Below are 23,072 nucleotides of genomic sequence, written 5' to 3'. Positions count from 1 at the left end.
CCAATGGCGAAGAAACCCAAGGCTGCCACCTTTATCAAAGACCCGCTCTGGTACAAGGACGCGGTGATCTACCAGGTTCACGTCAAATCCTATTTCGACTCCAACAACGACGGCATCGGTGACTTTCCCGGGCTGATCGCCAAACTCGACTACATCGCCGACCTTGGTGTGAACACCATCTGGGTCCTGCCGTTCTACCCCTCGCCACGTCGCGACGACGGCTACGACATCTCCGAGTACCGCGGCGTACACAGCGACTACGGGACCATGGCCGACGCCAGGCGCTTTATCGCCGAAGCCCATAAACGCGGGCTGCGGGTGATCACCGAACTGGTGATCAACCACACCTCCGACCAGCACCCGTGGTTTCAGCGGGCGCGCAAGGCCAAGCCCGGTTCGGCGGCGCGGGACTTCTACGTGTGGTCCGATGACGAGCAGAAATACGACGGCACCCGCATCATCTTCCTCGATACCGAGAAGTCCAACTGGACCTGGGACCCGGTGGCCGGCCAGTACTTCTGGCACCGTTTCTATTCGCACCAGCCCGACCTCAACTTCGACAACCCGCAAGTGATGAAAGCCGTGCTGTCGGTGATGCGCTACTGGCTGGACATGGGCATCGACGGCCTGCGCCTGGACGCGATCCCTTACCTGATCGAGCGCGACGGCACCAACAACGAAAACCTGCCGGAGACCCACGACGTCCTCAAGCAGATCCGCGCCGAGATCGACGCCCACTACCCCGACCGCATGTTGCTGGCCGAAGCCAACCAGTGGCCGGAAGACACGCAGTTGTACTTCGGCGACAAAAAGGGCGACGACGGCGATGAATGCCACATGGCCTTTCACTTCCCGCTGATGCCGCGCATGTACATGGCGCTGGCCCAGGAAGACCGTTTCCCGATCACCGACATCCTGCGCCAGACCCCGGAAATTCCGGCCAATTGCCAATGGGCGATCTTCCTGCGCAACCACGATGAACTGACCCTGGAAATGGTCACCGACAAAGAGCGCGACTACCTGTGGAACTACTACGCCGCTGACCGGCGCGCGCGCATCAACCTGGGCATTCGCCGGCGCTTGGCGCCGTTGATGGAGCGTGACCGCCGTCGCATCGAGCTGCTCAATAGCCTGCTGCTGTCGATGCCCGGTACGCCGACCCTGTATTACGGCGATGAAATCGGCATGGGCGACAACATTTACCTCGGCGACCGCGACGGCGTGCGCACGCCGATGCAGTGGTCCATCGACCGCAACGGCGGCTTTTCCCGCGCCGACCCGGCCAGCCTGGTGCTGCCGCCGATCATGGACCCGCAATACGGCTACCAGTCGGTCAACGTCGAAACCCAGGCCCAGGACCCGCATTCGCTGCTGAACTGGACCCGCCGCATGCTCGCGGTGCGTAAGCAGTCCAAGGCGTTTGGCCGGGGCAGTTTAAAAATGCTTTCGCCGAGCAACCGCCGCATCCTCGCCTATACCCGCGAATACACCGGGGACGATGGCCGCACTGAAATCATCCTGTGCGTGGCCAACGTCTCGCGCAGCGCCCAGGCGGCCGAGTTGGACCTCTCGGCCTTCGCCGGGATGGTGCCGGTGGAGATGCTCGGCGGTAATGCGTTCCCGCCCATCGGTCAGTTGAATTTCCTGCTGACCCTGGCGCCGTATGGCTTCTATTGGTTTGTGCTGGCGGCGGAAAACCAGATGCCCAGCTGGCATGTGGAACCGGCGCAAAGCATGCCGGACTTCACCACCCTGGTATTGAAAAAGCGCATGGAAGAGCTGCTCGACGAACCGTGTCGCAACGCCCTGGAGCACACGTCGCTGCCGAGCTGGCTGCCCAAGCGCCGCTGGTTCGCCGGCAAGGACACGGCCATCGACAGCGTGCATATTGCCTATGGTGTACGGTTCGGCGACCCGCAACACCCGGTGCTGCTCAGCGAAATCGACGTGAGCGCCGGTGGCCAGGTCAGCCGCTATCAACTGCCGTTCGGCTTCCTCGGCGAAGACCAGTTCACCAGCGCCTTGCCGCAACAACTGGCCCTGGCCCGTGTGCGACGCGTGCGCCAGGTTGGGTTGGTGACCGATGCGTTCAGCCTGGAACACTTCATCCGTGCAGTGATCCAGGCCTTGCAGGTGGGCACAGTCTTGACCACCAGCCAAGGCGAGTTGCGTTTTGAAGCCACGCCGCACCTGGCCAACCTGCAACTGAGCGATGAATCGGCAGTGCGTTACCTGGCCGCCGAGCAGTCCAACAGCTCGGTGGTGGTGGGCGAGAGCCTGGTGCTCAAGCTGATCCGTAAAGTCAGCGCCGGGGTACACCCGGAGCTTGAGATGAGTGCCTACCTGACCGCAGCCGGTTACCCGAACATTTCGCCGTTGCTCGGTTCGATGATTCGGCGTGACGCCGAAGGTCAGGACAACCTGTTGATGATTGCCCAGGGCTACCTGAGCAACCAGGGCGACGCCTGGGGCTGGACCCAGAACAACCTGGAACGCGCCATACGCGACGAACTGGCCGAAGCCATCTCCGAACAGGAGCAGCACTACAACGCCTTGGGCGAGCTGGCGGACTTCGCCGGTTTGCTCGGGCAGCGCCTGGGTGAAATGCACGGCGTGCTGGCGGCGTCAACGGCCAACCAGGATTTCAACCCCGAAGTCACCACGGCCAAGGATGCCCAGGCCTGGGCCAAGGATGTCGGTGCGCAGATCGAACGCGCCCTCCAATTGCTCAAACTGCATCAAAACCAATTGAACCCGGCCGATCAGGCGCGGGTCAGTGAATTGCTGGATCAGAAAAAAGCCATCGCCAGTCATGTTCAGGCATTGGCGAACGCCACGTTGGGCGGGCTGCGCATTCGCGTCCATGGTGATTTGCACCTGGGCCAGGTGCTGGTGGTGAAAGGCGACGCCTACCTGATCGACTTTGAAGGGGAACCGGCGCGGCCGCTGCACGAACGGCGCGGCAAGCACAGCCCGTATAAAGATGTCAGCGGTGTGCTGCGTTCCTTTGATTACGCGGCGGCCATGGCCTTGAATGTGCAGGGCGTGGACCAATCACCCGCAGCGCACGCCGCACGTCAGCGTGTGACCGAGCGCTACCTAAGTGAGGCGCGTCTGGCATTTATCAAGGGTTATCACGCGACGACGGCTACACTGGCGCATGACTGGCAGGATGCCAAAGGCCAAGACGCAGCGCTGACGTTGTTCAGCCTGGAGAAGGCCGCGTACGAAGTGGCCTATGAAGCGGAAAACCGCCCGACCTGGCTGCCGGTGCCCTTGCAGGGTTTACACGGTTTGCTGAGCGGGCTCATACCTGGATCGAAATCTGTACGCGGTGGGGAGACGTCATGAGCTTTACAAATAAAGAACCGCTGCAGCCAAAACTGACTGCAATGCCGGCGTCCAAGGACGTCGAAGCGCTGGTGCGCGCCGAGCACCATGATCCGTTCTCGATTCTCGGGCCCCATGATGATGAGCACGGCGGCCAGTTTATCCGTGCGTTCCTGCCGGAGGCCTTGAGCGTCCAGGTGCTGAGTCGCGACGGTGGCGAGCCGATCGGCAGCCTCGATGCGACCTCGGTGCCGGGCTTGTTTATCGGGCATTTCAGCAGTCGCCAGGCCTACGTGTTGAAGATCCAATGGGCCGGTGGCGAACAGATCACGGAAGACCCTTACAGCTTCCAGCAATTGCTGCTGGGGGAAATGGACCTGTACCTGTTTGCCGAAGGCAATCACCGCGACCTCAGCAACTGCCTGGGTGCCCAGGTGACCACGGTCGATGGCGTGCAGGGCGTGCGCTTCGCCGTATGGGCGCCCAACGCCCGGCGTGTTTCGGTGGTGGGCGACTTCAATATCTGGGATGGCCGGCGCCACCCGATGCGCCTGCGGCATCCATCCGGCGTGTGGGAGATCTTTATCCCGCGCCTGCAACCGGGCGCGGCCTACAAGTACGAAATCCTCGGCGCCAACGGCATCTTGCCGCTCAAGGCCGACCCGATGGCCCTGGCCACCCAGATGCCACCCGACACCGCGTCGAAAGTCGCTGCGCCGCTGCAGGTCGACTGGCAGGACCACGCGTGGATGCAGGCGCGCACCGAAAAGCAGAAGCCCACCGCGCCGCTGTCGATTTATGAACTGCACGTCGGCTCCTGGCAGTGCGAGCTGGACGAGGCCGGTGAGGTTGCGCGCCAGTACGGCTGGCGCGAACTGGCCGAGCGGCTGATTCCGTATGTGCAGCAACTGGGTTTCACCCATATCGAGCTGATGCCGATCATGGAGCACCCGTTCGGCGGCTCCTGGGGCTATCAAGCGTTGTCCCAGTTCGCGCCGACTGCGCGCTTCGGTTCGCCGCAAGAATTCGCCGAGTTCGTCAATGCCTGTCACCAGGCCGACATCGGCGTGATCCTCGACTGGGTGCCGGCGCATTTTCCCACCGATACCCACGGTCTCGCGCAATTCGATGGCACAGCGTTGTACGAATACGCCAACCCGCTGGAAGGCTTCCATCAGGATTGGGACACGTTGATCTACAACCTGGGCCGCACCGAAGTGCATGGCTTTATGCTGGCCTCGGCGCTGCACTGGCTCAAACACTTCCATGTCGATGGCCTGCGCGTGGATGCCGTGGCCTCGATGCTGTACCGCGATTATTCGCGCAAGGCCGGCGAATGGGTGCCCAACCGCTATGGCGGCCGCGAGAACCTGGAAGCCATCGACTTCCTGCGGCACTTGAACGACGTGGTCGCCCTGGAAGCACCCGGCGCGCTGGTGATCGCCGAAGAATCCACGGCCTGGCCGGGCGTCAGCCAGCCGACCCAACAGGGGGGCCTGGGCTTCAACTACAAGTGGAACATGGGCTGGATGCACGATTCCCTGCATTACATCCAGCAAGACCCGGTCTACCGCGCCCACCACCACAATGAACTGAGTTTCGGCCTGGTGTATGCCTGGTCCGAGCGCTTCATCCTGCCGATCTCCCACGATGAAGTGGTCCATGGCAAGCACTCGCTGATCGACAAGATGCCCGGCGACCGCTGGCAGAAATTCGCCAACCTGCGTGCCTATCTGAGTTTCATGTGGATGCACCCGGGCAAGAAGCTGCTGTTTATGGGCTGCGAGTTCGGCCAATGGCGCGAATGGAACCACGACCAGCAACTGGACTGGTACCTGCTGCAATACCCCGAACACCGTGGGGTACAGAAGCTGGTCGGTGACTTGAATCGCCTGTACCGCGAGGAACCGGCGCTGTATGAGCAGGACGACGCGCCCCAGGGTTTCCAGTGGCTGATCGGCGACGATGCGATCAACAGCGTCTATGCCTGGCTGCGCTGGAGCAAGGACGGCCGGCCGGTGCTGGTGGTGGCCAACTTCACGCCGGTGCCCCGTGAAGCCTACAAGGTCGGCGTGCCGTTTGCCGGGCGTTGGAGCGAGGTGATCAACAGTGATGCGGACACGTATGCCGGTTCCAACTATGGCAATGGCGGGGGGGTGTTCACCGAAGATGAGCCGCGTCATGGGCAGCCGGTGTCGCTGTCGTTGAATTTGCCGCCATTGGGCGTGCTGATTTTACGTCCCCAAGACAGTTAAGCGCGCTAAGGTGCTGGATTCTATTGTCCGCGCTAGTGGCAGGGTGCCACAATGGCGCCTTTGTCGCGGCAGTCGAATCAGGCGGATTTCATGAATGGCCTTGGGCACAAGCAAGACCAGGATTGCGTTATAGAAGAGCAGGTGCGAACCGACCGTTTGCACCAGTTGTTTCGTCAGTCATTTGCCGCCATTCTCGGCAGCTTTTTTGCGGCGGCCATGCTCTGCTGGCTGTGCTGGGATCGTTTTGACCACCACGTCATGCAGGTATGGCTGGTGCTGCTGGGTGCATCATCGCTGCTGCGGGTGAAAATGTTCCTGGAGTGGTTTCGCAGCCCCAACAGCGAGCGCACGCCGGAACGCTGGGAGCGCCGTTACTGGATCACCTTGATGCTGTCCGCCAGCATCTGGGGCGCTGGTGCGTTTGCGGTGATGCCCAGTGACGACCGGATGTCCCAAGTGCTGGTGATACTGTTTACCGTGGGCATGTCTGTCAGCGCTGTGTCGTGCTATTCGGCCTATCGCTACATGACGATGGTGTCCATGGGCCTGGTGCTGCTGCCGTGCACGCTGTGGCTGCTGTTTCAGCCGTCGTCGATGCTGGGCGGGGTGGCGATTGCAGTGCTGGTGTTTTCTTCGTTTGTGGTCAGCGCCACGCGCAAGTTATCCGATGCCCTGGAAACAGCCTTCCGCCTGACTCGGCAAATGGAACGCGCCCACACTATTTCAACGCATGCCGCACAGACCGATGAACTCACCGGGCTGATGAACCGCCGTGCGTTTTTCGAGCATGCGCAGTCGTTGTACACCCAGTGTCGCCTCAACCAACAACCGCTGTGCGCGTTGATGATGGACATGGATCACTTCAAGCAAATCAACGATACCTACGGTCATCAGGCCGGTGACCAGGTGCTGCGGCAGATCGGCGGAGTGATCTGCGCGTCGTTTCGCCAGGCCGATGTGTTTGGCCGCTTGGGGGGCGAGGAGTTTGCGGTGTTGCTGCCCAATACGTCGCTGGAAACCGCTCGGAGTATCGCTGAGGAACTGATCAAGGCTATCTCCGGTATGGTGTTCGAACCTGTACAGGGCCTGACCGCCAGCCTCGGCGTGGCGTCGACGCATACTCAGGATGAGGACTTGCACGCGCTGATGAATAGCGCCGACAAGGCGCTCTATCGCGCCAAGGCCCTTGGCCGCAATCAAGTGGCCGTGGCGCAGTAAGGCTCAGTCCCTCAACAAGACCTTCGCCAGCGCCCGCGCCACCTGGTCGGCGGAGTAGGGCTTGGCCAGGAACTCGAACCCCTCGTAGCCGCTTTCCGCCAGTTCTTCGCTATAGCCTGAAGTGAGCACCACCGGCAGGTCGGCGCGACGTTGGCGTAGAACCTTGGCCATCGCCACGCCCGTCATGCCCGGCATCACCACGTCTGAGAAAATCGCGTCGAACCCCGTGGCGTCCGGACCGACCAGCGCCAGTGCCTGTTCGGCATCGGTCGCCCAGGTGGTCTGGTAACCGAGGTCCTGGAGAATCTGGTTGGCGAAACGGCCTACCTCCAGGTTGTCTTCCACGACAAGGATGTTGTGCAGGCTCGTACCGTGAACAGGTGCCTGGTCCCTGGGGCAGGGCTCGCACCGGGTGTCCTGCGGTTCAACCTCGGGCAGGTACAGGGTAAACACCGTGCCCTGGCCAAGACGGCTGGCCACGTCGACGTTGCCGCCGGACTGCTTGGCGAAGCCGAACACCTGCGACAACCCCAGGCCGGTACCTTTGCCCATGGCCTTGGTGGTGAAGAAGGGCTCGAAAATGCGTTCGAACGTCTCAGCCGCAATACCGCTGCCGGTGTCGGCCAGGACCACCGTGACAAACGGCTGGCGAGCTTCGGCATCACCACGGATACGCGGCAGCGCGTCCGCCGTGGCGACGCGCAGGGTCAGGGTGCCCTGGCCGTCCATGGCATCGCGGGCGTTGAGCGCGATATTGATCAGCGCGGTTTCGAACTGGCCTGAGTCGACCCGGACGTGGCACGGCCGCTCGGGCAATTGGACCTGCACCTGAATGCGTGCGCCGGTGACACTGTCGAGCATCTCGCCAATGTTTTTGACCCGCTGCGCCACATCGAAGACTTCCGGGTTCAGCGGTTGGCGGCGCGCAAACGCGAGTAACTGGCTGGTCAACTTGCTGGCGCGCTCGACGGTGTCGGACACCGCGCACATGTAGCGTTGGCGCCGCTCTTCGGACAGCCCGGGTTGGCGCAAAAAATCCACCGACGAACGAATGATGGTCAGCAGGTTGTTGAAGTCATGGGCCACGCCGCCGGTCAATTGGCCGATGGCTTCGAGTTTCTGCGATTGACGCAGTGCCGCTTCGGCCTGGGCCAGCGCCGTGGTGCGTTCCTCCACGCGCTGCTCGAGGGTGGCGTTCAATTCGGTAAAGGCCGCCAACCCCTCGCGCACGGCGGCGTTGGCGCGCACCCGTTCGATGTGGGCCCAGGACCGTTCGGTGACTTCACCCAACAGTGCCAGGTCATACGGCGACCAGGTCCGCTGCGTTTTGCTGTGAACCGTCATCAGTGCGGTGAGGCGACCGTCTTTGATCAGCGGCATGCAGATCGTGGCGGTGGCGCCCAGGGCTTGGAACGTCATGGCTTCTTGCGGAGGCAGTTCGAGCAGGTTGTTGCCGATCACCAGCGGCTCACCTGCTCGCAGGCAGTTGACTGCGGTTTGCCCGAAGGCTTGCAGGTGGTAGTGGCCCACGATGCTGGGGGAGCCGGGGGCCGTCCAGTTGTCACGGATGGTAAAGCCGTCTTCATCGGCGTCCATATCGGCGTAAGCGCAGATGGACACCTGCAGATGCTGCGCCAGCAGGCGGGTGGTGGCGGTCATGATGGCTTCGGCATCGGCGGCGTTCGCCACCGTGCTGCTGATGGTATCCAGCACGGCAAGGCGGCGCGAAAGGAACACCGTGGCCGTGGTTTCGGTCACGGTGTCGAGCAGACCGACGACCTGGCCCTGCGGGTCGCGGATCGGGCTATAGCAGAACGTGAAGTACGCCTGTTCCGGCGCCGCGCCACGTTCGATTATCAGGGGGAAGTGTTCGATGTAGGTCGCATGGCCCTGGAAGGCCGCATCGGCGATGGGGCTGATGGCGTCCCATACTTCGCTCCAGATCTCGCTGAACGGACGGCCCAGGGCATTGGGTTTATTGCCCAGGATCGGGATGAACGCGTCGTTATAGAGGGTCGTCAGTTGAGGCCCCCACACGATGGCCTGGGGGAAACTTGAGGCAAAGCACAGCGCCACGGTGGTCTTGAGCACATCCGGCCAGTGTTCCAGCGGCCCCAGGGGCGTATTGGCCCAATCGTGCTGGCGTACCCGCTCGGCCATGTCGCTGCTGCTTTGCAGCCAATTCATCATCGGGTGAACACCTTGTTTGCCACGGTCTGTTTTGGATACCTGAAGCGGTCAAGCTAACAAGCTACAGACCGGAATGATTGCTCCCAGTTCAGCGCAATTATCCCTGAGATGGCATTTTGATGCTCCATCCATCTGGATAGATATCCATCGCCGGTGTCCACTTATTGTTGTGTGCCGAAGACCCCCGTCCAATAAATGCCGGCATCGCTTTTCGGGTCCATGGCATAGGCGGCGCCCAATTCACGAAACTGCGGGTTCATCAGGTTGGCGCAATGGCCGGGGCTGGCGAGCCAGCCGTCCACCACCTTGCGCGGGGTGTCGAGGCCGGCCGCGATGTTTTCGCCGATGTTCTTCGCGCTGTACCCGGCCAGCTCGGCGCGGTCACCTGGGGTGCGCCCGTCGTGGTCCAGATGGTCGAAGAAATTGCCATTGGCCATGTTGCGTGTGTGGCTGTTGGCGGCGCTGGCCAAGGTGTCGCTCCACGACAGTGGCGTGGTGGCGGTAAACGCCTGGGGCCCACACTGGCGCGGTTGTGTACGGGCGGCGTTGATCAGGTTCAGCAGTTGCTTGCCTTCGGTCTGCCAATCGCCCAGGCCGCTGGATAACAGCGGGCGGGCGAGCACGATGCGCCAGTCCTGGCCGCTGTTGCTCACGCCGATATCGACGAATTGCGGGTCCAGCACCACGCGGCAGAAACTCTCGCGCACGGCTTTCATGGCGGCCAGCGCATCCTTGGGGCCGGACAGGCTGATTGCCTGTACGTTGACCATCGGGTACGCCGCCCGTGCCAAGGCCTGCTGCAAGTCGCCGACGTTGCTGGCCGGCAGCACCAGGCGCGTATCGCTGGCCAGCGGTGGCAGTTCCTGAGAGCCTTGGTCGCCGCAGCGTTGTACCTGGCTGCGGTAAGTGTTGATCTGTTGCACCAACTGACTTTCTTCATTCGCCATTGCGCTGGCGCAGTACACCAGGCTGGCGGCCAGCGTCGTCAGACTCATCATCAGTGACAGCACGCGCATGGACGTTACCCTTGAGCTTGAAAGCGCCCATGATGCGCGATGTAGGTGCGTCCATGCACCCGTTGGTCCGAACTTTTTTCCTCAGTTCATGAATGGCGAATGTTTACGGACCTGGTCGCACAAGGCGAAGGCCACCCACTGCCGCGCGGATAAGGTGAAGATGATCACCGTGCCATAGCCGACGATGTTCGGTTCACGTCGGCCGACACCGGTTCTGTCGCTGCCACGCCATGGCGGTGGCAAGCAGGATCAAACCGAATGCCAGGGCAAAGGTGGCGTGCAGGCCATCAGCCACGGATTGAGGCGTGGCCTGGGTGAGATCGGGGGTTGTCCAGGCGAACATCGCGCCCAATACCGACGCTCCGAAAATCAGGCCAAGGTTGCGTGACAGGTTCAACACGCCCGAGACCGTGCCTCGGTGTGCTGCATCGACCGCGCTCATCACCGCCGTGTTGTTGGCGGCCTGGAAGAGGCTGTAGCCCGCCGTCAGCGTGATCAGTGAGCCAAGGTAAGTGACCAGCCCGGATGTCAGGCACAGCGACAGGGCGCCGCTGGCCATGACGGCCAGCCCCGTGAGCGTCGCGGGTTGGCTGCCAAGCCGCTCAGTCAGGCGCCCCGCCGGAATGCCTGTGACCGCCGCCACACCGGGGCCGACGGCCATTGCCAGGCCCATCGCGGCCGGATCGAGATCCAATCCACGGGACAAGTAGAACGGCCCGACCACAAAGGTGGCCATGATGACCGCAGACACCAACGCGCTCATCGCCAGGCCGGCGCGCAATGATGCCGACTGCAATGACCGCCAAAAGCGCGCGCCGGTGGCTAACGGTACCGGTGGCTGATCAACGGGTAAGTAACGACAGGCGAGGGCGGCCGCCAGCAACCCCAAAGGCGCACCCACCAGAAACAGCGCCCGCCAGCCCCACGCACTGAGCAGCAGGCCGCCCACGCCGGGGCCCATGGCGGTGCCGACGGCCGACATCGTGCCGAGCAAACCCATCACGCGTGCGGTACGCGCTCGGGTGACGGTGTCGCCCACCATCGCCAATGTCATCGCCATCATGATCGCTGCACCCAGGCCTTGCAGGGTGCGCGCTGCAATCAGCCAAGGCAGGGACGGCGCGGCACCGCATAACCCACAGGCCAACGCAAACAGCAGCAACCCGGCAATCAACAGCCGCCGTCGCCCCAGCCGATCGCCCAAGCGCCCCGCACTGACAATGACCGCCGTGATCGCCAGCAGGTAGGCCAGCACCACCCATTGCGTCGCGTGAAAGGACGCATTGAATGTCTGCGTGAGGCTAGGCAGGCCGACATTGGCGATGCTGGTGCCAAGGGCGGCCAGCAGCATGGACAGGGACAGGCTGACAAGACCGCCGCGTGAGGATGTGTGCATGGAGATTCCTTGAATGAACGCAACTGTCACAAATCTACGGTGTCGCCTAACATGGCGGAAGGCGCATGAGTTGCACTAAATACCTGCATGTGACGCCTTATATGGAGCGCTGATGCCCGACCTCAACTTGCTGATTACCCTGGATGTATTACTCGCCGAAGGCAGCGTCGCCCGCGCGGCCAAGCGCTTGCGGTTGAGCCCTTCGGCCATGAGCCGGGCGCTGGCGCGCTTGCGTGACACCACCGGCGACCCGTTGCTGGTACGCGCTGGCCGTGGCCTGGTGCCGACGCCACGGGCGTTGGAGTTGCGCAAACAGGTCAGTCGGCTGGTGCAGGACGCCCAGGCCGTGTTGCGCCCGGCGCAAGCTCTGGCGATGGCCCAGGTGTTGCGTACCTTCACCCTGCGCACCAGCGACGAATTCGTTGAACGCTTCGGCCCGGCGCTGCTCGACCGTATTGCCAAGGACGCCCCCGGCGTGCGCCTGCGTTTCGTCAATAAGACCGACAAAGACAATGCGCCGCTGCGCGAAGGCAGCGTCGACCTGGAAGTCGGCGTGGTCGACCCCGCGGCCAGCCCCGAAGTGCTGACCCAGGCGCTGTTTCGCGATCGCCTGATCGGCGTAGTGCGCAGCGACCATCCCCTGAGCCAGGGCGACGTCAGCGCTGCACGGTTTGCCGAGGGCCGACACCTCTACGTGTCCCGTCGCGGCCAGGACCGTGGTCAGATCGACGACGCCCTCGAAGCCCAAGGCCTGACGCGGCAGATCGGCAGCATCGTCGCGAGCTTTTCCACCGCCATCGCCTTGGCCCGCAACACCGACCTGATTGCCTCAGTGCCCGAACGCTATACCCCAGACCGGCACGATCTGTTCTGTTTTGCGCTGCCGGTGTCGTTACCCGCATTCACCGTGGCAATGCTCTGGCACCCACGGTTGGACGCCGATCTGGCCCATCGTTGGCTGCGCGGCTGTTTGCGCGAGGTCTGTGGGCAATGACGTTGCGAATCTATCTGACCGGCGCAGCAGGCGCGGGTGTCACCACCTTGGGTAGGGCGCTGGCGTCTGCCCTGCAACTGCCGCATTTTGATGTCGACGACTATTACTGGTACCCCAGCGATCCGCCGTATACGCAAGCACGTCCGCCGAACGAGCGTGTCAGCCGGCTCAACCAGGCGTTGGCCGCAGGACCCTGGGTGGTGTCGGGGTCTTTGGATGGCTGGGGCGATGACGTGATTAAAGACGTTGGGTTGGTGGTGTTTGTCGACACCGCCACCGCTGTGCGGCTCGCGCGGGTCAAGGCGCGGGAAACCCAGCGCTTTGGTGCGCGCATTCTGCCTCAGGGCGATATGTATGCGACCCACCAGGCGTTTATGGCATGGGTCGCCGGTTATGAAACAGCCGCATTTGCCGGGCGCAGCCGGCCGCGCCATGAAGCGTGGTTTGCACAGTTGCGACCGCCGTCTGTGCGGGTGGATGGCAGCCTATCGATCCCGAACCTGCTGCAACAGGTACAATCGCGCCTGTCTTGACGCGAAACCCCAGGAATTTGCATGTTCAGCCTTACCCGCTACACCACGCCGTGCCCCGAGCCGATCAACAGCCAGATCCTGCAGATGGTGGTGGACAACCTCACCGACATCAGCAGCGTCGCTTTGCCGCCGAGTAACCTGCTCTACAACGTCTACCAATATGCCATCGGCTTTGAGGTGCATTTGTACCTGCAGGCGCTGGACGGGTCGAAGGGGATCGCGGTCGAACTGATCGTCGCGACGTCTGCGCAAGACCCGGACCACGTCATTGGCTTTTTGCTGTACTTGCCGGTCAAGGACGACCCTGAAGCCTGTGGTGTGGCGTTCATGGCCGTACAGGCAGGCTTCAGGCGCCAGGGCGTGGCGCGGGGAATGATGCAAGACCTATTGGCGCGTTACCCTCACGCCGAATTGGCGTGCGCCGTGGAAAAAGTCCCGGCCTTCGCGGCGATGGGCTTTCAGGTGCGCGGCGCACGCGGCACGCAGGTGCTGATGAACACCCGCGACTACGGCACCGATGGTTTGATGGGCGTGCTGGACGTGGCCTCCATCTATAGCTCATTGGAAGTGCGGCAGATTCACACCTACCTGCTGCAAAAACACGGCAAACGCGCCATGGTGGATGCCGAGAAGCAGCGCGACCGGCACTTGGATCAACTGGCGCATAAGGTCCGGCTGTTTGTGCAGGGGCGAGGCTGAAAAAAGCCTTTCACCTGCCGCTGCGTGCCCCACGATTGACCATCGCCAGAATGGTCGCCAGCAACTCCTGCTGCGCCTCTTCACGGCTGAGCTCACCGCTGGCCGCCGCGTGGGACAGGGCTTCTGCCGCCCCCAGCATGGCCCGCAGACCTGCCTGGGACACGCTACCGCTGGAGCTAAACGGGGCCAGTGCATTGCGGCACTTATCGAGAAAGATCGCTTCGTACTTGCGCTTGAGGGTTTCCAACTCCGGCGAACTGCTCAGCGCTGCAATGACCCCCGGAATTTCCCGACCTTGCAGTAACACGCAATCGACATAGGACGAGGCGATCACCCACGCGCGATTCTCCAGGGTCGGGCTGCTGGCTTCGATCGCGTCGGCAAACACCTGGTTCTGGCGCCCGTCGAAATCCTCATACAGCGCCGCCAGCAACCCTGCGCGGGTAACGAAATGGTCATAGACCACCGGCTTGGTCACGCCCGCCCGTTCCGCCAGGTGGCCGAGGGTCAGGGCTTCGGTGCCTGCTTCACGCACCAGTTGCCAGGCCACGTCCAACAATTGACGCAGACGATCTTCACGCGACAGGCGGCGACGTGGGGCAGGGGATTGACTGCTTGACATGCTTATATACCAAAAGTAACTTACCAAAGGTAACTTAAGCCCAGCATAAACCCAATGGGAGTCACTGTCATGCACGCACTGATCGTTGTAGCTCATCACGACCCGCAATCCCTCACCCACGGCCTGGCCGCGCAAGTCGCCGCAGGGCTGAGCGCGTCCGGCCATACGTGCGAAATCGCCGACCTCGCCGCCGAAGGCTTCGACCCGCGCTACAGCGCCGCCGACCAGCGCGTACACCGTACCCGCGCTGCACCACCGGCCGACGTCCTCGCCGAGCAAGCCCGCATCGACCGCGCCGACGCCCTGGTATTGGTGTTCCCCATTTACTGGTGGTCGCTGCCGGGCCTGCTCAAGGGCTGGGTTGACCGCGTGTTCGTCAACGGCTGGGCGATCGACTACGGCCCTGACACTCCGGTGGTGAAAAAACTGCGGCACTTGCAGGTCCACCTATTGGCACTCGGTGCCGCCGATCAAAGCGCGTTTGAACGCCATGGCTATGCCAAGGCCATGCACACGCAGATCGACTACGGGATCTTTGATTACTGTGGGGCGAAGGTGCTGACGTCAGCGTTGCTGCTGGAGTCGGAGAGTGGCGGCGCGCAGGCCCATTTGGGCACGGCGAATGCCTTGGGGCAGGGGTTGTTCGAGAGGGCGGCGGTCGCCGGGTGATTCACCCTTCGCGAAACAGGTCATGGGCATCGAGCAAGCGATACGCAATCTCCGGCCGTTTCTCCAGGCCTCGGCGAATTGCCGCCGGGATCGATTGCCGGGTCTTGCGGCACAGGCCGGGCAGTTCGTCGATGACGATCTGAATCCCGCGCATGCTCTTGACCTCGGTGTGCCCCGGCGCGACATGCACGCGGATACCCAATAGTGCATACATCCGCTGTTGCATGCGTTCCAGATCCTGCAGGCTTTGCAGGTCTTCGAGGCGTTCGATCAGGCGTTTTTCTTCCTGGCGCGTCAGGTTGAGGATGCGCAGGTCCGCGCCTGGGGTTTGCAGCAATTGTTCGCGATCACAGACACAGGCGCCGGGTGGGCAGGGTTGGCGAATGGTCATAATCAAGCCCTCCCCATCTCGACGCCGTGGACTCAGTAGGTCAGGGCAACACCCAGGCTGCCCAGTGCCTTCCAGTAGTCAGGATAGGTCTTGGCCACGCAGTCCGGGTCCTGAATACGAATACCCGAGACCTTCAGCCCAGCCAGGGCGAAGCACATGGCGATGCGGTGGTCGGCGTGGGTGTCGATCAGGGCATTGCACGCGGTGCCTGCCAATGCTGGATCGCTGGCCACCAGCAGGTCGTCGCCTTCGATGCGGGCCAGGCCTGGGCGGATCTGGTTGAGGCCGTCGTGCAGTGCCTGCACGCGGTCACATTCCTTGACCCGCAGGTTGGCCAGTTCGGTGAAGCGCACCGGGCTGTTGTTAAACGCGGCCAGAACGGCGAGCGTTGGGATCGCGTCCTGCATTTGCGAACCCACCACCTTGGCTTGCATGTTCGGGAACTGCGCGATCACTGCCTGGGCCTTGGCGTCCGGCTGGGTGAAGTGTTGCGCGGCGACGCCGATATCGATGTGGCCGCCGGTCAGCACTTCAGCCGCCCACAGGTAGGTGGCGGCGGAGGCGTCCGGTTCGATCAGGTAGTCATGGGCGGTGTAGCCGCTTGGGGCGACGCGCCAAGTGGTGTCGTCGACCACGTCGACCTGCGCGCCGAATGCCCGCATGCAATCAAGGGTCAGGTCCACATAGCCGCGGGCGCCGATGTCCTTGCCGGTCAGCGCCACCTCAATCGGCGCTTCGCCGCAGGCCGCGAGCATCAGCAAGGCCGATACGTATTGGCTGGACAAACCGCCGTCGATCTCAAAGCGCTTGGCCTGGACCTTGCCCGTACCGTGCACGGTGACCGGCGGGCAACCGGTCGGGCTGTCGACCTGGATGCCGTTCTGGCCGAGTGTGGCGAGCAGCGGGCCGATCGGGCGTTTGCGCATGTACTCGTCGCCGTCCAGCACCACGGTGCCTTGCACGGTGGCCACGGCGGCCGTGAGGAAGCGCATCGCGGTGCCGGCGTTGCCGAGGAACAGCGGCTGCGCGGGCAATTGCAGCTTGCCTTGGCCCGTGACCACGAAGGTGGTGTCGTCCGGCTCATCGATGGTCACGCCCATCTGGCGCAGGGCCACCGACATATGCCGGGTGTCATCGCTCTTCAGTGCGCCGCTGAGGCGGCTGGTGCCCTTGGCCAGGGCGGCGAGCAACAGGGCGCGGTTGGTGATGGATTTGGAGCCGGGGGGCGCGACCTTGCCATTGAGGGGGAAAGTGGGCGGTGTAACGGTCACGGTTTTCTGCGAACTCAAGGTACAAGGCTCCTGATTCAAGGCAAGGTGGTACGGAGTGGCCGACGGGCGGACCCGAATAATCGGGCATATACGCCAGGCTTGTCGAGGCTTAGCGCTTGGCGAGCCAGTAATCATGCAGCGCGCGCGCCGCCGGTTCGATTTCGCTGACGCGCTGCTGATGCGCCTGCACGTCGAGGTCCGCCGGCAATTCGAAGTTGTCCTGTTCGGCGCACCAGGAGATTTTCTCCAGCTGTGCGGCCTGTTCGGCGGGCAGTTCAGGCCATTTGCCAATCGCGGCGCCACGGATATAGCCAAAGCACCATTCTTCAGCGAGGGTCAGGGCCTGGCCCTGATGTTCAGTGTCGTCGAAGCGCGCCCGGAAACCCTCGGCATCGGTGGCCAGTTGGGCGGCACGGCTGTTCATATGGCGAACGCACAGGTCGAGGAACTGTTCGGCCTCCTCGGCACTTTCCCACTGCGGGTTCTGCCCACCCCAGATGGCCGGGAACCACTCGGCGATATCCACTTGTGCCGGGCTGGACACCAGTGCGCAGAAGTAGCCGTCGAGTTCGGCGAGGTTCAGTACCGAGTGGTCGTCACCGTACTTGAGCAGGGTTTCTTCGATCAGGTCGAAATCGGCGGGGGCCAGAGGTTGGGTGAGCATGGGGCGTATCCTTTAAACGTCGAGCGCCGCTGCTGCAGCGGCTTAAAGCGCGAAGGATGGCGCCTGAAGCGGTTTTTATCCAGCGTTTTCAAGGCCGGCACCCCGCCGCGCAGGATTGTTGCCAGTCCCGTTTTTGGCTGATGCGCCGTTGCTCACCCTTGTTATAGTTCGGGCCTTATCAGTCGCCAGTCAGGGATCACTGCCATGTCCGAATACCAAGCCTTCGTCGTCGAACTCATTGGCAACGTTGCCCATGTGCAGATCAACCGCCCGGAGAAGATCAACGCCATGAACGCGGCGTTCTGGACCGAGATCATCGATATCTTCCAGTGGGTCGACGACACCGACGCTGTGCGTGCCGTGGTGCTCAGCGGTGCCGGTAAGCATTTCTCGTCCGGCATCGACCTGATGCTGCTGGCCTCGGTGGCCAACGATTTAGGTAAGGACGTGGGCCGCAACGCGCGCCTGCTGCGGCGCAAGATCCTCGAACTGCAAGCCTCGTTCAACGCCGTCGACAACTGCCGCAAACCGGTGCTGGCGGCGATCCAGGGCTACTGCATCGGCGGCGCCATCGACCTGATCAGCGCCTGCGACATGCGCTACGCCGCCGAAGACGCACAGTTTTCCATTAAGGAAGTCGACATCGGCATGGCCGCCGACGTCGGCACCCTGCAGCGCCTGCCGCGCATCATCGGCGATGGCATGCTGCGCGAGCTGGCCTACACCGGCCGCCAGTTCGGCGCCGAGCAAGCGCGCAGCATCGGCCTGGTCAATCGCGTGTACCCCGATCAGGAAAGCCTGTTGGCCGGTGTACTGGAAATCGCGCAGGAAATCGCCGCCAAGTCGCCGATTGCCGTGACCGGCACCAAGGCTATGATCAGCTACATGCGTGACCATACAGTCAATGATGGTCTGGAATACGTTGCCACCTGGAACGCAGCTATGTTGCAATCCAACGACCTGCGCGTGGCCATCGCGGCCCATATGAGCAAGCAGAAACCCGAATTCGTGGATTGACTGACATGACCCCAGGCTGGATTACCACCACACTGCTGGACACCGACACTCCCGGCGGCTTGGCCGTCGCCCGTAGCCGCGACGGCTTTTTACACGACGCCAACGGCCCGCTGTTCCCCCGCGAATGGCTCAAGCGCCAGGACCTGGCCGTGTTCGCCGAACACGGCATTGGCCATCTCGACGGCGAGCCGGTGTACCTGCTGGAACTCAACGCCGCCAGTGACGTGTCTGGTTGCAGTTGGCAGGGCCTGCGCGGCTTTCTGCTGCAAGGTGATCACACCGTGTACAAAGTGCTGGGCTACGCCGCGCAGATCGGCACCTGGGCGCGGGAGCATCGTTTTTGCGGCAGTTGCGGCCAGGCCATGGTCCAGGTGCCCCGGGAGCGGGCGATGTTCTGCGAGGCCTGTGACCTGCGCAGCTACCCGCGCATCTCGCCGAGCATGATTGTGCTGGTTACCCGTGGCGATGAGGTCCTGCTGGCGCGTTCGCCGCGCTTTGTCGCCGGGGTCTATAGCACGCTGGCGGGGTTTGCCGAGCCGGGCGAGTCGGCCGAAGACTGCCTGATTCGCGAGGTGCGCGAAGAAGTGCAGGTGGAGGTCAGGAATATCCAGTACATGGGCAGCCAATGTTGGCCGTTTCCGCATTCGATGATGCTGGGCTTCCATGCCGAGTACGCCGGTGGCGATATCGTGCCCCAGGCCGATGAGATCGAGGACGCGCAGTGGTTCAACATCCACGACCTGCCGCCGCTGCCGGCGTCACGCTCGATTGCGCGTTACCTGATCGACCTCTACGTGGCCCGCCGCTTAGGCCACGCTGAACCAGTGCTGCCAGGCTAGGCGCACCGTCAGGCCGAGGACCACGGTGATAAACACCGGGCGAATGAATTTGGCGCCGCCGCTGATTGCGCTGCGTGCGCCAAAGAACGCGCCGCCCATCACCGAAACGCCCATGGCCAGCCCGACGATCCAGTCCACCGAGCCGTTGATGATAAACACCGACAGCGCCGCCGCGTTGCTGACGAAGTTCATGCTGCGCGCCACGCCGCTTGCTTTGACCAGGTCGATGGGGTGCAGCAGCATCGTGCTGACCGTCCAGAACGCGCCGGTGCCGGGGCCGGCCACGCCATCGTAGAAGCCCAGGCCGAAGCCTTGGGTGGCTTGCCATTTCTTCTTGATCGGTGCGTCGCCCTCCAGCGGCGCCTTGGGCGTGCCGCCGAACAACAGGTACAGGCCACAACCGAAGACGATCACCGGGAGCATCTTGTTCAGGGTTTCGGCAGGCAGGTAGTGGGCGACGATGGCGCCGGCCAGGGCGCCGACAAACGTACCGACGATGGCATGTACCCACTGGCGCGGGTGGAACAGCTTGCGCCGGTAGAACGTGAAGCTGGCGGTGGCCGAGCCGAAGGTGGAGCTGAGTTTGTTGGTACCCAGCACCAGGTGGGGCGGCATGCCGGCCGTGAGCAGGGCCGGGGTGGTGAGCAAGCCACCACCGCCGGCGATGGCGTCGATGAAACCGGCGATGAACGCGACGACGGCCAGGATGGCGAGGGTGGTGAGGTCTACGCTGAGTTCGAAGGGCATTTGGCAGGGCTTATAGTTGGCAGGGCGCTATGCGAGAGGCCGCCATCTTACTGCCTGATGTATGCAGATCCAAATGTGGGAGGGGGCTTGCTCCCGATGGCGGTGGGTCAGTTACACATTAGCTGACTGACACACTGCTACCGGGAGCAAGCCCCCTCCCACATTCAAACGGTGCCGGCCTGGCTATTTTTGGGTGCCCAGCCACTCCAGCGCGGTGCGCCAGATGCAGATCCCGAGGAAGTACGCCGACATCATCGACCACAACCCAAACGTCCACGGGTTGGTGTTCGGGTAATCCACCACCATCAAAAAGCTGCACAGCAACCAGATCGTGGTCACCGCGATGTTGATCGGCATGAAGCGCTTGACCCGGAACGGGTGCAGGAACTTCATCGGCGTCACGGTCAGCAGCGCCAGGCCAATCACCGTCAGCAATGTCACCCACGCGGTGGGCTGGATGATATACACGCAGAGGGCAACCACGTTCCAGGCGGCAGGGAAGCCGACGAAGTAGTTGTCCTTGCTTTTCATATTCACATTGCAGAAGCAGAACAGCGACGACACCAGGATCACCGACACCGTGAACAGGTGGGTAAAGTCCGGCAGGTCGATATAGCGGTAGATAAACAGTGCCGGAATAAACACGTAGGTCAGGTAATCGATCACCAGGTCCAGCACCGAGCCGTCAAAGCTAGGCAGCACCGTGCTGACATTCACGCGGCGGGCCAGGGAACCGTCGACGCCATCGACCACCAGCGCCAGGCCCAGCCACAGCAGGCAAGCCTTGGGCGAGTTTTCCAGCAGCGCCAGTGTGGCGAGGAAGGCCAATACCACACCGGTGGCAGTAAAGCCGTGGGCGCCCCAGGCTTTCAGTCTGGCTACATGCAGGGTCGATATCACGGGCGGTTCTCCAAAGGGTGAAACGGGCCAGCCGACGCTGTGACAGCGTCGAGTCTGGCCAGGGAATGCAGGTATCGACCGGGAAGGGGGGGATAAGGTTCACCATCCCGGTAATTGCTTAGCGTAGCAAGCGTGGGACGTTTCGGCATCAGCCCTGGCGGAATACCAAGGCTTTCAAGCCACTTTGCCGATCGATATCCGGGAATTCCGGCGGGTTTTCCAGCCGTTCGACAAAGCGCAGGCCCGGTGCTTCGCGGGTGACGCCGTCGATCAGGAAGTCCTCGCCAAACGCCGGGTCATTCATGCACGCCAGCACTGTGCCTTGTGGCGTGAGCAACTCCGGCAGGCGGCGCAGCACGCGCTGGTAGTCCTTGGTCAGCAGGAAACTGCCTTTCTGGAAGGACGGCGGATCGATGATCACCAGATCATAAGGGCCGCTGTGAATGACCTTGGCCCAGGACTTGAATAAATCGTGGCCAAGAAAGGTCACGCGGCTCAGATCATGACCATTCAGGCGATGATTGTCGCGACCGCGGCTCAGGGCACCACGGGCCATGTCCAGGTTCAACACATGCTCGGCGCCGCCTTCGATGGCCGCCACGGAAAAACCACAGGTGTAGGCGAACAGGTTGAGTACCCGCAGCCCGTTGGCCTGTTCGCGCACCCAGTTGCGGCCGTAGCGCATGTCGAGAAACAGCCCGCTGTTCTGTTTTTTACCGAGGTCGATCAGGTAGCGCAGGCCACCTTCGGTAATGGTCAGCTCATCGATGGCGTCGCCCACCAGCCACTCGGTGGTGCTTTGTGGCAGGTAGCGGTGTTGCAGGGCCACCGTGTGGGCGCCGTACTGCGCCCATTCGAACTGAACCAGCAGCTGTTTCAACGCTTCCAGTTGCGCTGCCTCCGGTTCCTTGAACAGCGCGACCAGTACCACGCCCTGCAACCAGTCCACGGTCAGTTGCTCCAGGCCCGGCCAGCAACGGCCGCGCCCGTGGAACAGGCGCCGGGTTTCAGTTGGTGCGTTGGCCAGGGCGGTCAGCAGGTGGGCGTGCAGTGTGGCGAGGGAGTCTGGGTTCATCGTTGAGCGTCGTTCATTGAGCGGGCGGCATTTTAAACACAATGGCGGGGTTTCGGGGGGTTGGAGCACAACGTGCTGGGAAACGTCTGATTGGCAGCGATTCATGCTCAAAATACGCTTTGTCGCGCCTTACATCAGGCAAAAAATCCTCAGCCATCGACATAAACTGAAAAAAAAGCCTGGAGGTGCCCATGAATGGTTTCGCGAGTGCAGTGAATCACACCACAACGGATCAGCTCGCTGGTGATCAAGTCGAGCGGGACGAATGGCGGCGCTGACGGCTTCGGTCGCAGTGATACGCGGGCGGCGATTGAGAGCTATGGCCTCCAGGCGGAGCCTGCAGCTTCCTGGGTCTAAATGTGGGAGGGGGCTTGCCCCCGATTGCGGTGGGTCAGTGCCCCATAAGCTGACTGACACACTTCTATCGGGGGCAAGCCCCCTCCCGCATTTTAGTGTTGTGGTGTGTTTTAGAACGTGGCGACCAGGGCTGGCCCAAAGGCCTCTTTCAAGAACACGGGGGCGATATACCGCTGGTAATGCGCCTCGGACAGCAGGAAAAACTCGCGGTCAATCCCATCGCGCAAATCCGCCAGGCTGTGCTCGCGAAACTCCGGCAGCAACACCAGGCCATATGCATCAAGCTTGGTAATCACCCGCGCACCCCGGGCAATCAACTGGTAGGCCCAGCAATACGGCGACTGGTGCGGCATAAAGCGAATCTTGCGGCTTTCCAGTTGCTGGCGTAGGCGCTGAGGGTCGAACACGTCCAGCTTGGAGGTCATCACCTGCACCAGCAGTTGCTCAAGGCGCAACCACACGGCGTGCTTTTCCTCGGCGTTGTAACCATTCCACTGGATGACTTCATGGTGATAACGCTTGCACCCGCGGCAGACCAGGTCACCGTAAACGGTGGAGCACAGGCCGACGCAGGGGGTCTTGATGGTTTGATTGGGCATAAAAAACATCGGCAGGTGAAACAACACGGCCCCTGCAGGGGCCGTTTTTTCAATCAGTCCCAGCTCAACGCGCCGCCAGTCTGATACTCGATCACACGAGTCTCAAAGAAATTCTTCTCTTTCTTCAAATCCATAATCTCGCTCATCCATGGGAACGGGTTGGTCGTCCCTGGATACTCTTCCTTCAAGCCAATCTGCGACAGACGACGGTTAGCGATGAACTTGAGGTAGTCCTCCATCATCGCCGCGTTCATGCCGAGTACTCCGCGTGGCATGGTGTCGCGCGCGTA

General features: G+C 62.4%; 21 protein-coding genes. 9 read left to right on the top strand and 12 right to left on the bottom strand.

Translation table 11 applies throughout. The features are described 5' to 3' along the window. The first annotated feature begins 3 nt into the window (after nt 1-3). The 3 genes from treS to ACP7CJ_RS24935 are packed head-to-tail and all read left to right on the top strand — an operon-like array spanning nt 4 to nt 6,803. On the top strand, nt 4-3,351 hold the full coding sequence (gene treS, locus ACP7CJ_RS24945) for a maltose alpha-D-glucosyltransferase (RefSeq protein ID WP_426102509.1): 3,348 nt from the start codon (nt 4-6) through the stop codon (nt 3,349-3,351). Beyond that, the gene (glgB, locus tag ACP7CJ_RS24940) at nt 3,348-5,585 is read left to right on the top strand and encodes a 1,4-alpha-glucan branching protein GlgB (protein ID WP_426102507.1); all 2,238 of its coding nucleotides are present in this window, start codon (nt 3,348-3,350) and stop codon (nt 5,583-5,585) included. The genes treS and glgB overlap by 4 nt, the downstream gene beginning before the upstream one ends. Nucleotides 5,586-5,636: 51 nt before the next feature. Then, on the top strand, nt 5,637-6,803 hold the full coding sequence (locus tag ACP7CJ_RS24935) for a GGDEF domain-containing protein (protein ID WP_276193238.1): 1,167 nt from the start codon (nt 5,637-5,639) through the stop codon (nt 6,801-6,803). A gap of 3 nt (nt 6,804-6,806) precedes the next feature. Here the strand turns inward: ACP7CJ_RS24935 and ACP7CJ_RS24930 are convergent, their stop codons facing one another. The 3 genes from ACP7CJ_RS24930 to ACP7CJ_RS24920 all read right to left on the bottom strand — a co-directional run bounded on the left by ACP7CJ_RS24930 (nt 6,807) and on the right by ACP7CJ_RS24920 (nt 11,405). Continuing rightward, nucleotides 6,807-8,993, bottom strand: a complete 2,187-nt coding sequence (locus ACP7CJ_RS24930; RefSeq protein WP_426102505.1) for a GAF domain-containing protein — start codon at nt 8,991-8,993, stop codon at nt 6,807-6,809. 161 nt (nt 8,994-9,154) lie between these two features. Further along, nucleotides 9,155-10,009, bottom strand: coding sequence for a CAP domain-containing protein (locus ACP7CJ_RS24925; RefSeq protein ID WP_276193236.1), 855 nt, complete (start codon nt 10,007-10,009; stop codon nt 9,155-9,157). 193 nt (nt 10,010-10,202) lie between these two features. Continuing rightward, entirely contained in the window at nt 10,203-11,405 is a 1,203-nt protein-coding gene (locus ACP7CJ_RS24920; RefSeq protein WP_276193235.1) for an MFS transporter, read from the bottom strand. A 112-nt stretch (nt 11,406-11,517) separates the two neighbouring features. Here ACP7CJ_RS24920 and ACP7CJ_RS24915 point away from each other — a divergent pair, with 112 nt between their 5' ends. Genes ACP7CJ_RS24915 through ACP7CJ_RS24905 form a run of 3 tightly spaced genes read left to right on the top strand, consistent with a single transcriptional unit; the run spans nt 11,518 to nt 13,631 of the window. Beyond that, on the top strand, nt 11,518-12,399 hold the full coding sequence (locus ACP7CJ_RS24915; RefSeq protein ID WP_426102503.1) for a LysR family transcriptional regulator: 882 nt from the start codon (nt 11,518-11,520) through the stop codon (nt 12,397-12,399). Continuing rightward, nucleotides 12,396-12,932 carry an adenylate kinase gene (locus ACP7CJ_RS24910; protein WP_426102502.1) on the top strand — a complete coding sequence of 179 codons (537 nt, stop codon included), beginning with the start codon at nt 12,396-12,398 and terminating at the stop codon, nt 12,930-12,932. Before ACP7CJ_RS24915 ends, ACP7CJ_RS24910 begins: the two co-directional genes overlap by 4 nt. Before the next feature lie 21 nt (nt 12,933-12,953). Beyond that, entirely contained in the window at nt 12,954-13,631 is a 678-nt protein-coding gene (locus ACP7CJ_RS24905) for a GNAT family N-acetyltransferase (protein ID WP_426102500.1), read from the top strand. Between the two features lie 10 nt (nt 13,632-13,641). On the opposite strand, the gene ACP7CJ_RS24900 is transcribed toward ACP7CJ_RS24905, so the two are convergent. Then, nucleotides 13,642-14,253: a TetR/AcrR family transcriptional regulator gene (locus ACP7CJ_RS24900; RefSeq protein ID WP_276193231.1), complete on the bottom strand. Its 612-nt coding sequence runs from the start codon at nt 14,251-14,253 to the stop codon at nt 13,642-13,644. Between the two features lie 69 nt (nt 14,254-14,322). On the opposite strand from ACP7CJ_RS24900, the gene ACP7CJ_RS24895 reads away from it, so the two are divergent. Further along, entirely contained in the window at nt 14,323-14,922 is a 600-nt protein-coding gene (locus ACP7CJ_RS24895) for an NAD(P)H-dependent oxidoreductase (RefSeq protein WP_276193230.1), read from the top strand. Nucleotide 14,923: 1 nt separating this feature from the next. Here ACP7CJ_RS24895 and ACP7CJ_RS24890 read toward each other — a convergent pair whose 3' ends face one another. From ACP7CJ_RS24890 to ACP7CJ_RS24880, 3 genes are all read right to left on the bottom strand, one after another. Further along, the gene (locus ACP7CJ_RS24890; RefSeq protein ID WP_247407964.1) at nt 14,924-15,313 is read right to left on the bottom strand and encodes a hypothetical protein; all 390 of its coding nucleotides are present in this window, start codon (nt 15,311-15,313) and stop codon (nt 14,924-14,926) included. 32 nt (nt 15,314-15,345) lie between these two features. Continuing rightward, nucleotides 15,346-16,602, bottom strand: a complete 1,257-nt coding sequence (locus tag ACP7CJ_RS24885) for a 3-phosphoshikimate 1-carboxyvinyltransferase (protein WP_426102498.1) — start codon at nt 16,600-16,602, stop codon at nt 15,346-15,348. 91 nt (nt 16,603-16,693) lie between these two features. Beyond that, a complete protein-coding gene (locus ACP7CJ_RS24880; protein ID WP_276193228.1) occupies nt 16,694-17,248 on the bottom strand; it encodes a UPF0149 family protein in 555 nt (184 codons plus the stop codon). A 204-nt stretch (nt 17,249-17,452) separates the two neighbouring features. Between ACP7CJ_RS24880 and ACP7CJ_RS24875 the strand changes: the two genes are divergently transcribed. Together ACP7CJ_RS24875 and nudC are read left to right on the top strand one after the other, a co-directional pair. Beyond that, a complete protein-coding gene (locus tag ACP7CJ_RS24875; protein WP_276193226.1) occupies nt 17,453-18,265 on the top strand; it encodes a crotonase/enoyl-CoA hydratase family protein in 813 nt (270 codons plus the stop codon). Nucleotides 18,266-18,270: 5 nt separating this feature from the next. After that, nucleotides 18,271-19,104, top strand: a complete 834-nt coding sequence (gene nudC, locus ACP7CJ_RS24870) for an NAD(+) diphosphatase (protein WP_426102496.1) — start codon at nt 18,271-18,273, stop codon at nt 19,102-19,104. Here the strand turns inward: nudC and ACP7CJ_RS24865 are convergent. The 5 genes from ACP7CJ_RS24865 to ACP7CJ_RS24845 all read right to left on the bottom strand — a co-directional run. Next, complete coding sequence (locus ACP7CJ_RS24865) at nt 19,072-19,851, bottom strand: TSUP family transporter (RefSeq protein WP_247406856.1); 780 nt, start codon at nt 19,849-19,851, stop codon at nt 19,072-19,074. The genes nudC and ACP7CJ_RS24865 overlap by 33 nt on opposite strands. A gap of 183 nt (nt 19,852-20,034) precedes the next feature. Next, on the bottom strand, nt 20,035-20,751 hold the full coding sequence (gene pcsA, locus ACP7CJ_RS24860) for a phosphatidylcholine synthase (RefSeq protein ID WP_426102494.1): 717 nt from the start codon (nt 20,749-20,751) through the stop codon (nt 20,035-20,037). 148 nt (nt 20,752-20,899) lie between these two features. Next, nucleotides 20,900-21,826 carry a class I SAM-dependent methyltransferase gene (locus tag ACP7CJ_RS24855; protein WP_426102492.1) on the bottom strand — a complete coding sequence of 309 codons (927 nt, stop codon included), beginning with the start codon at nt 21,824-21,826 and terminating at the stop codon, nt 20,900-20,902. A 467-nt stretch (nt 21,827-22,293) separates the two neighbouring features. Beyond that, nucleotides 22,294-22,782: a DUF1289 domain-containing protein gene (locus tag ACP7CJ_RS24850; protein WP_426102490.1), complete on the bottom strand. Its 489-nt coding sequence runs from the start codon at nt 22,780-22,782 to the stop codon at nt 22,294-22,296. Nucleotides 22,783-22,835: 53 nt separating this feature from the next. Further along, a partial coding sequence (locus ACP7CJ_RS24845; RefSeq protein ID WP_177067331.1) for a ribonucleotide-diphosphate reductase subunit beta occupies nt 22,836-23,072 on the bottom strand: 237 nt, incomplete at its 5' end.

It is taken from the genome of Pseudomonas sp. PSPC3-2, from assembly GCF_049897085.1.
In the GTDB taxonomy this organism is placed as follows: domain Bacteria; phylum Pseudomonadota; class Gammaproteobacteria; order Pseudomonadales; family Pseudomonadaceae; genus Aquipseudomonas; species Aquipseudomonas paraveronii.
This window is presented reverse-complemented; position numbering and strand designations above follow the sequence as displayed.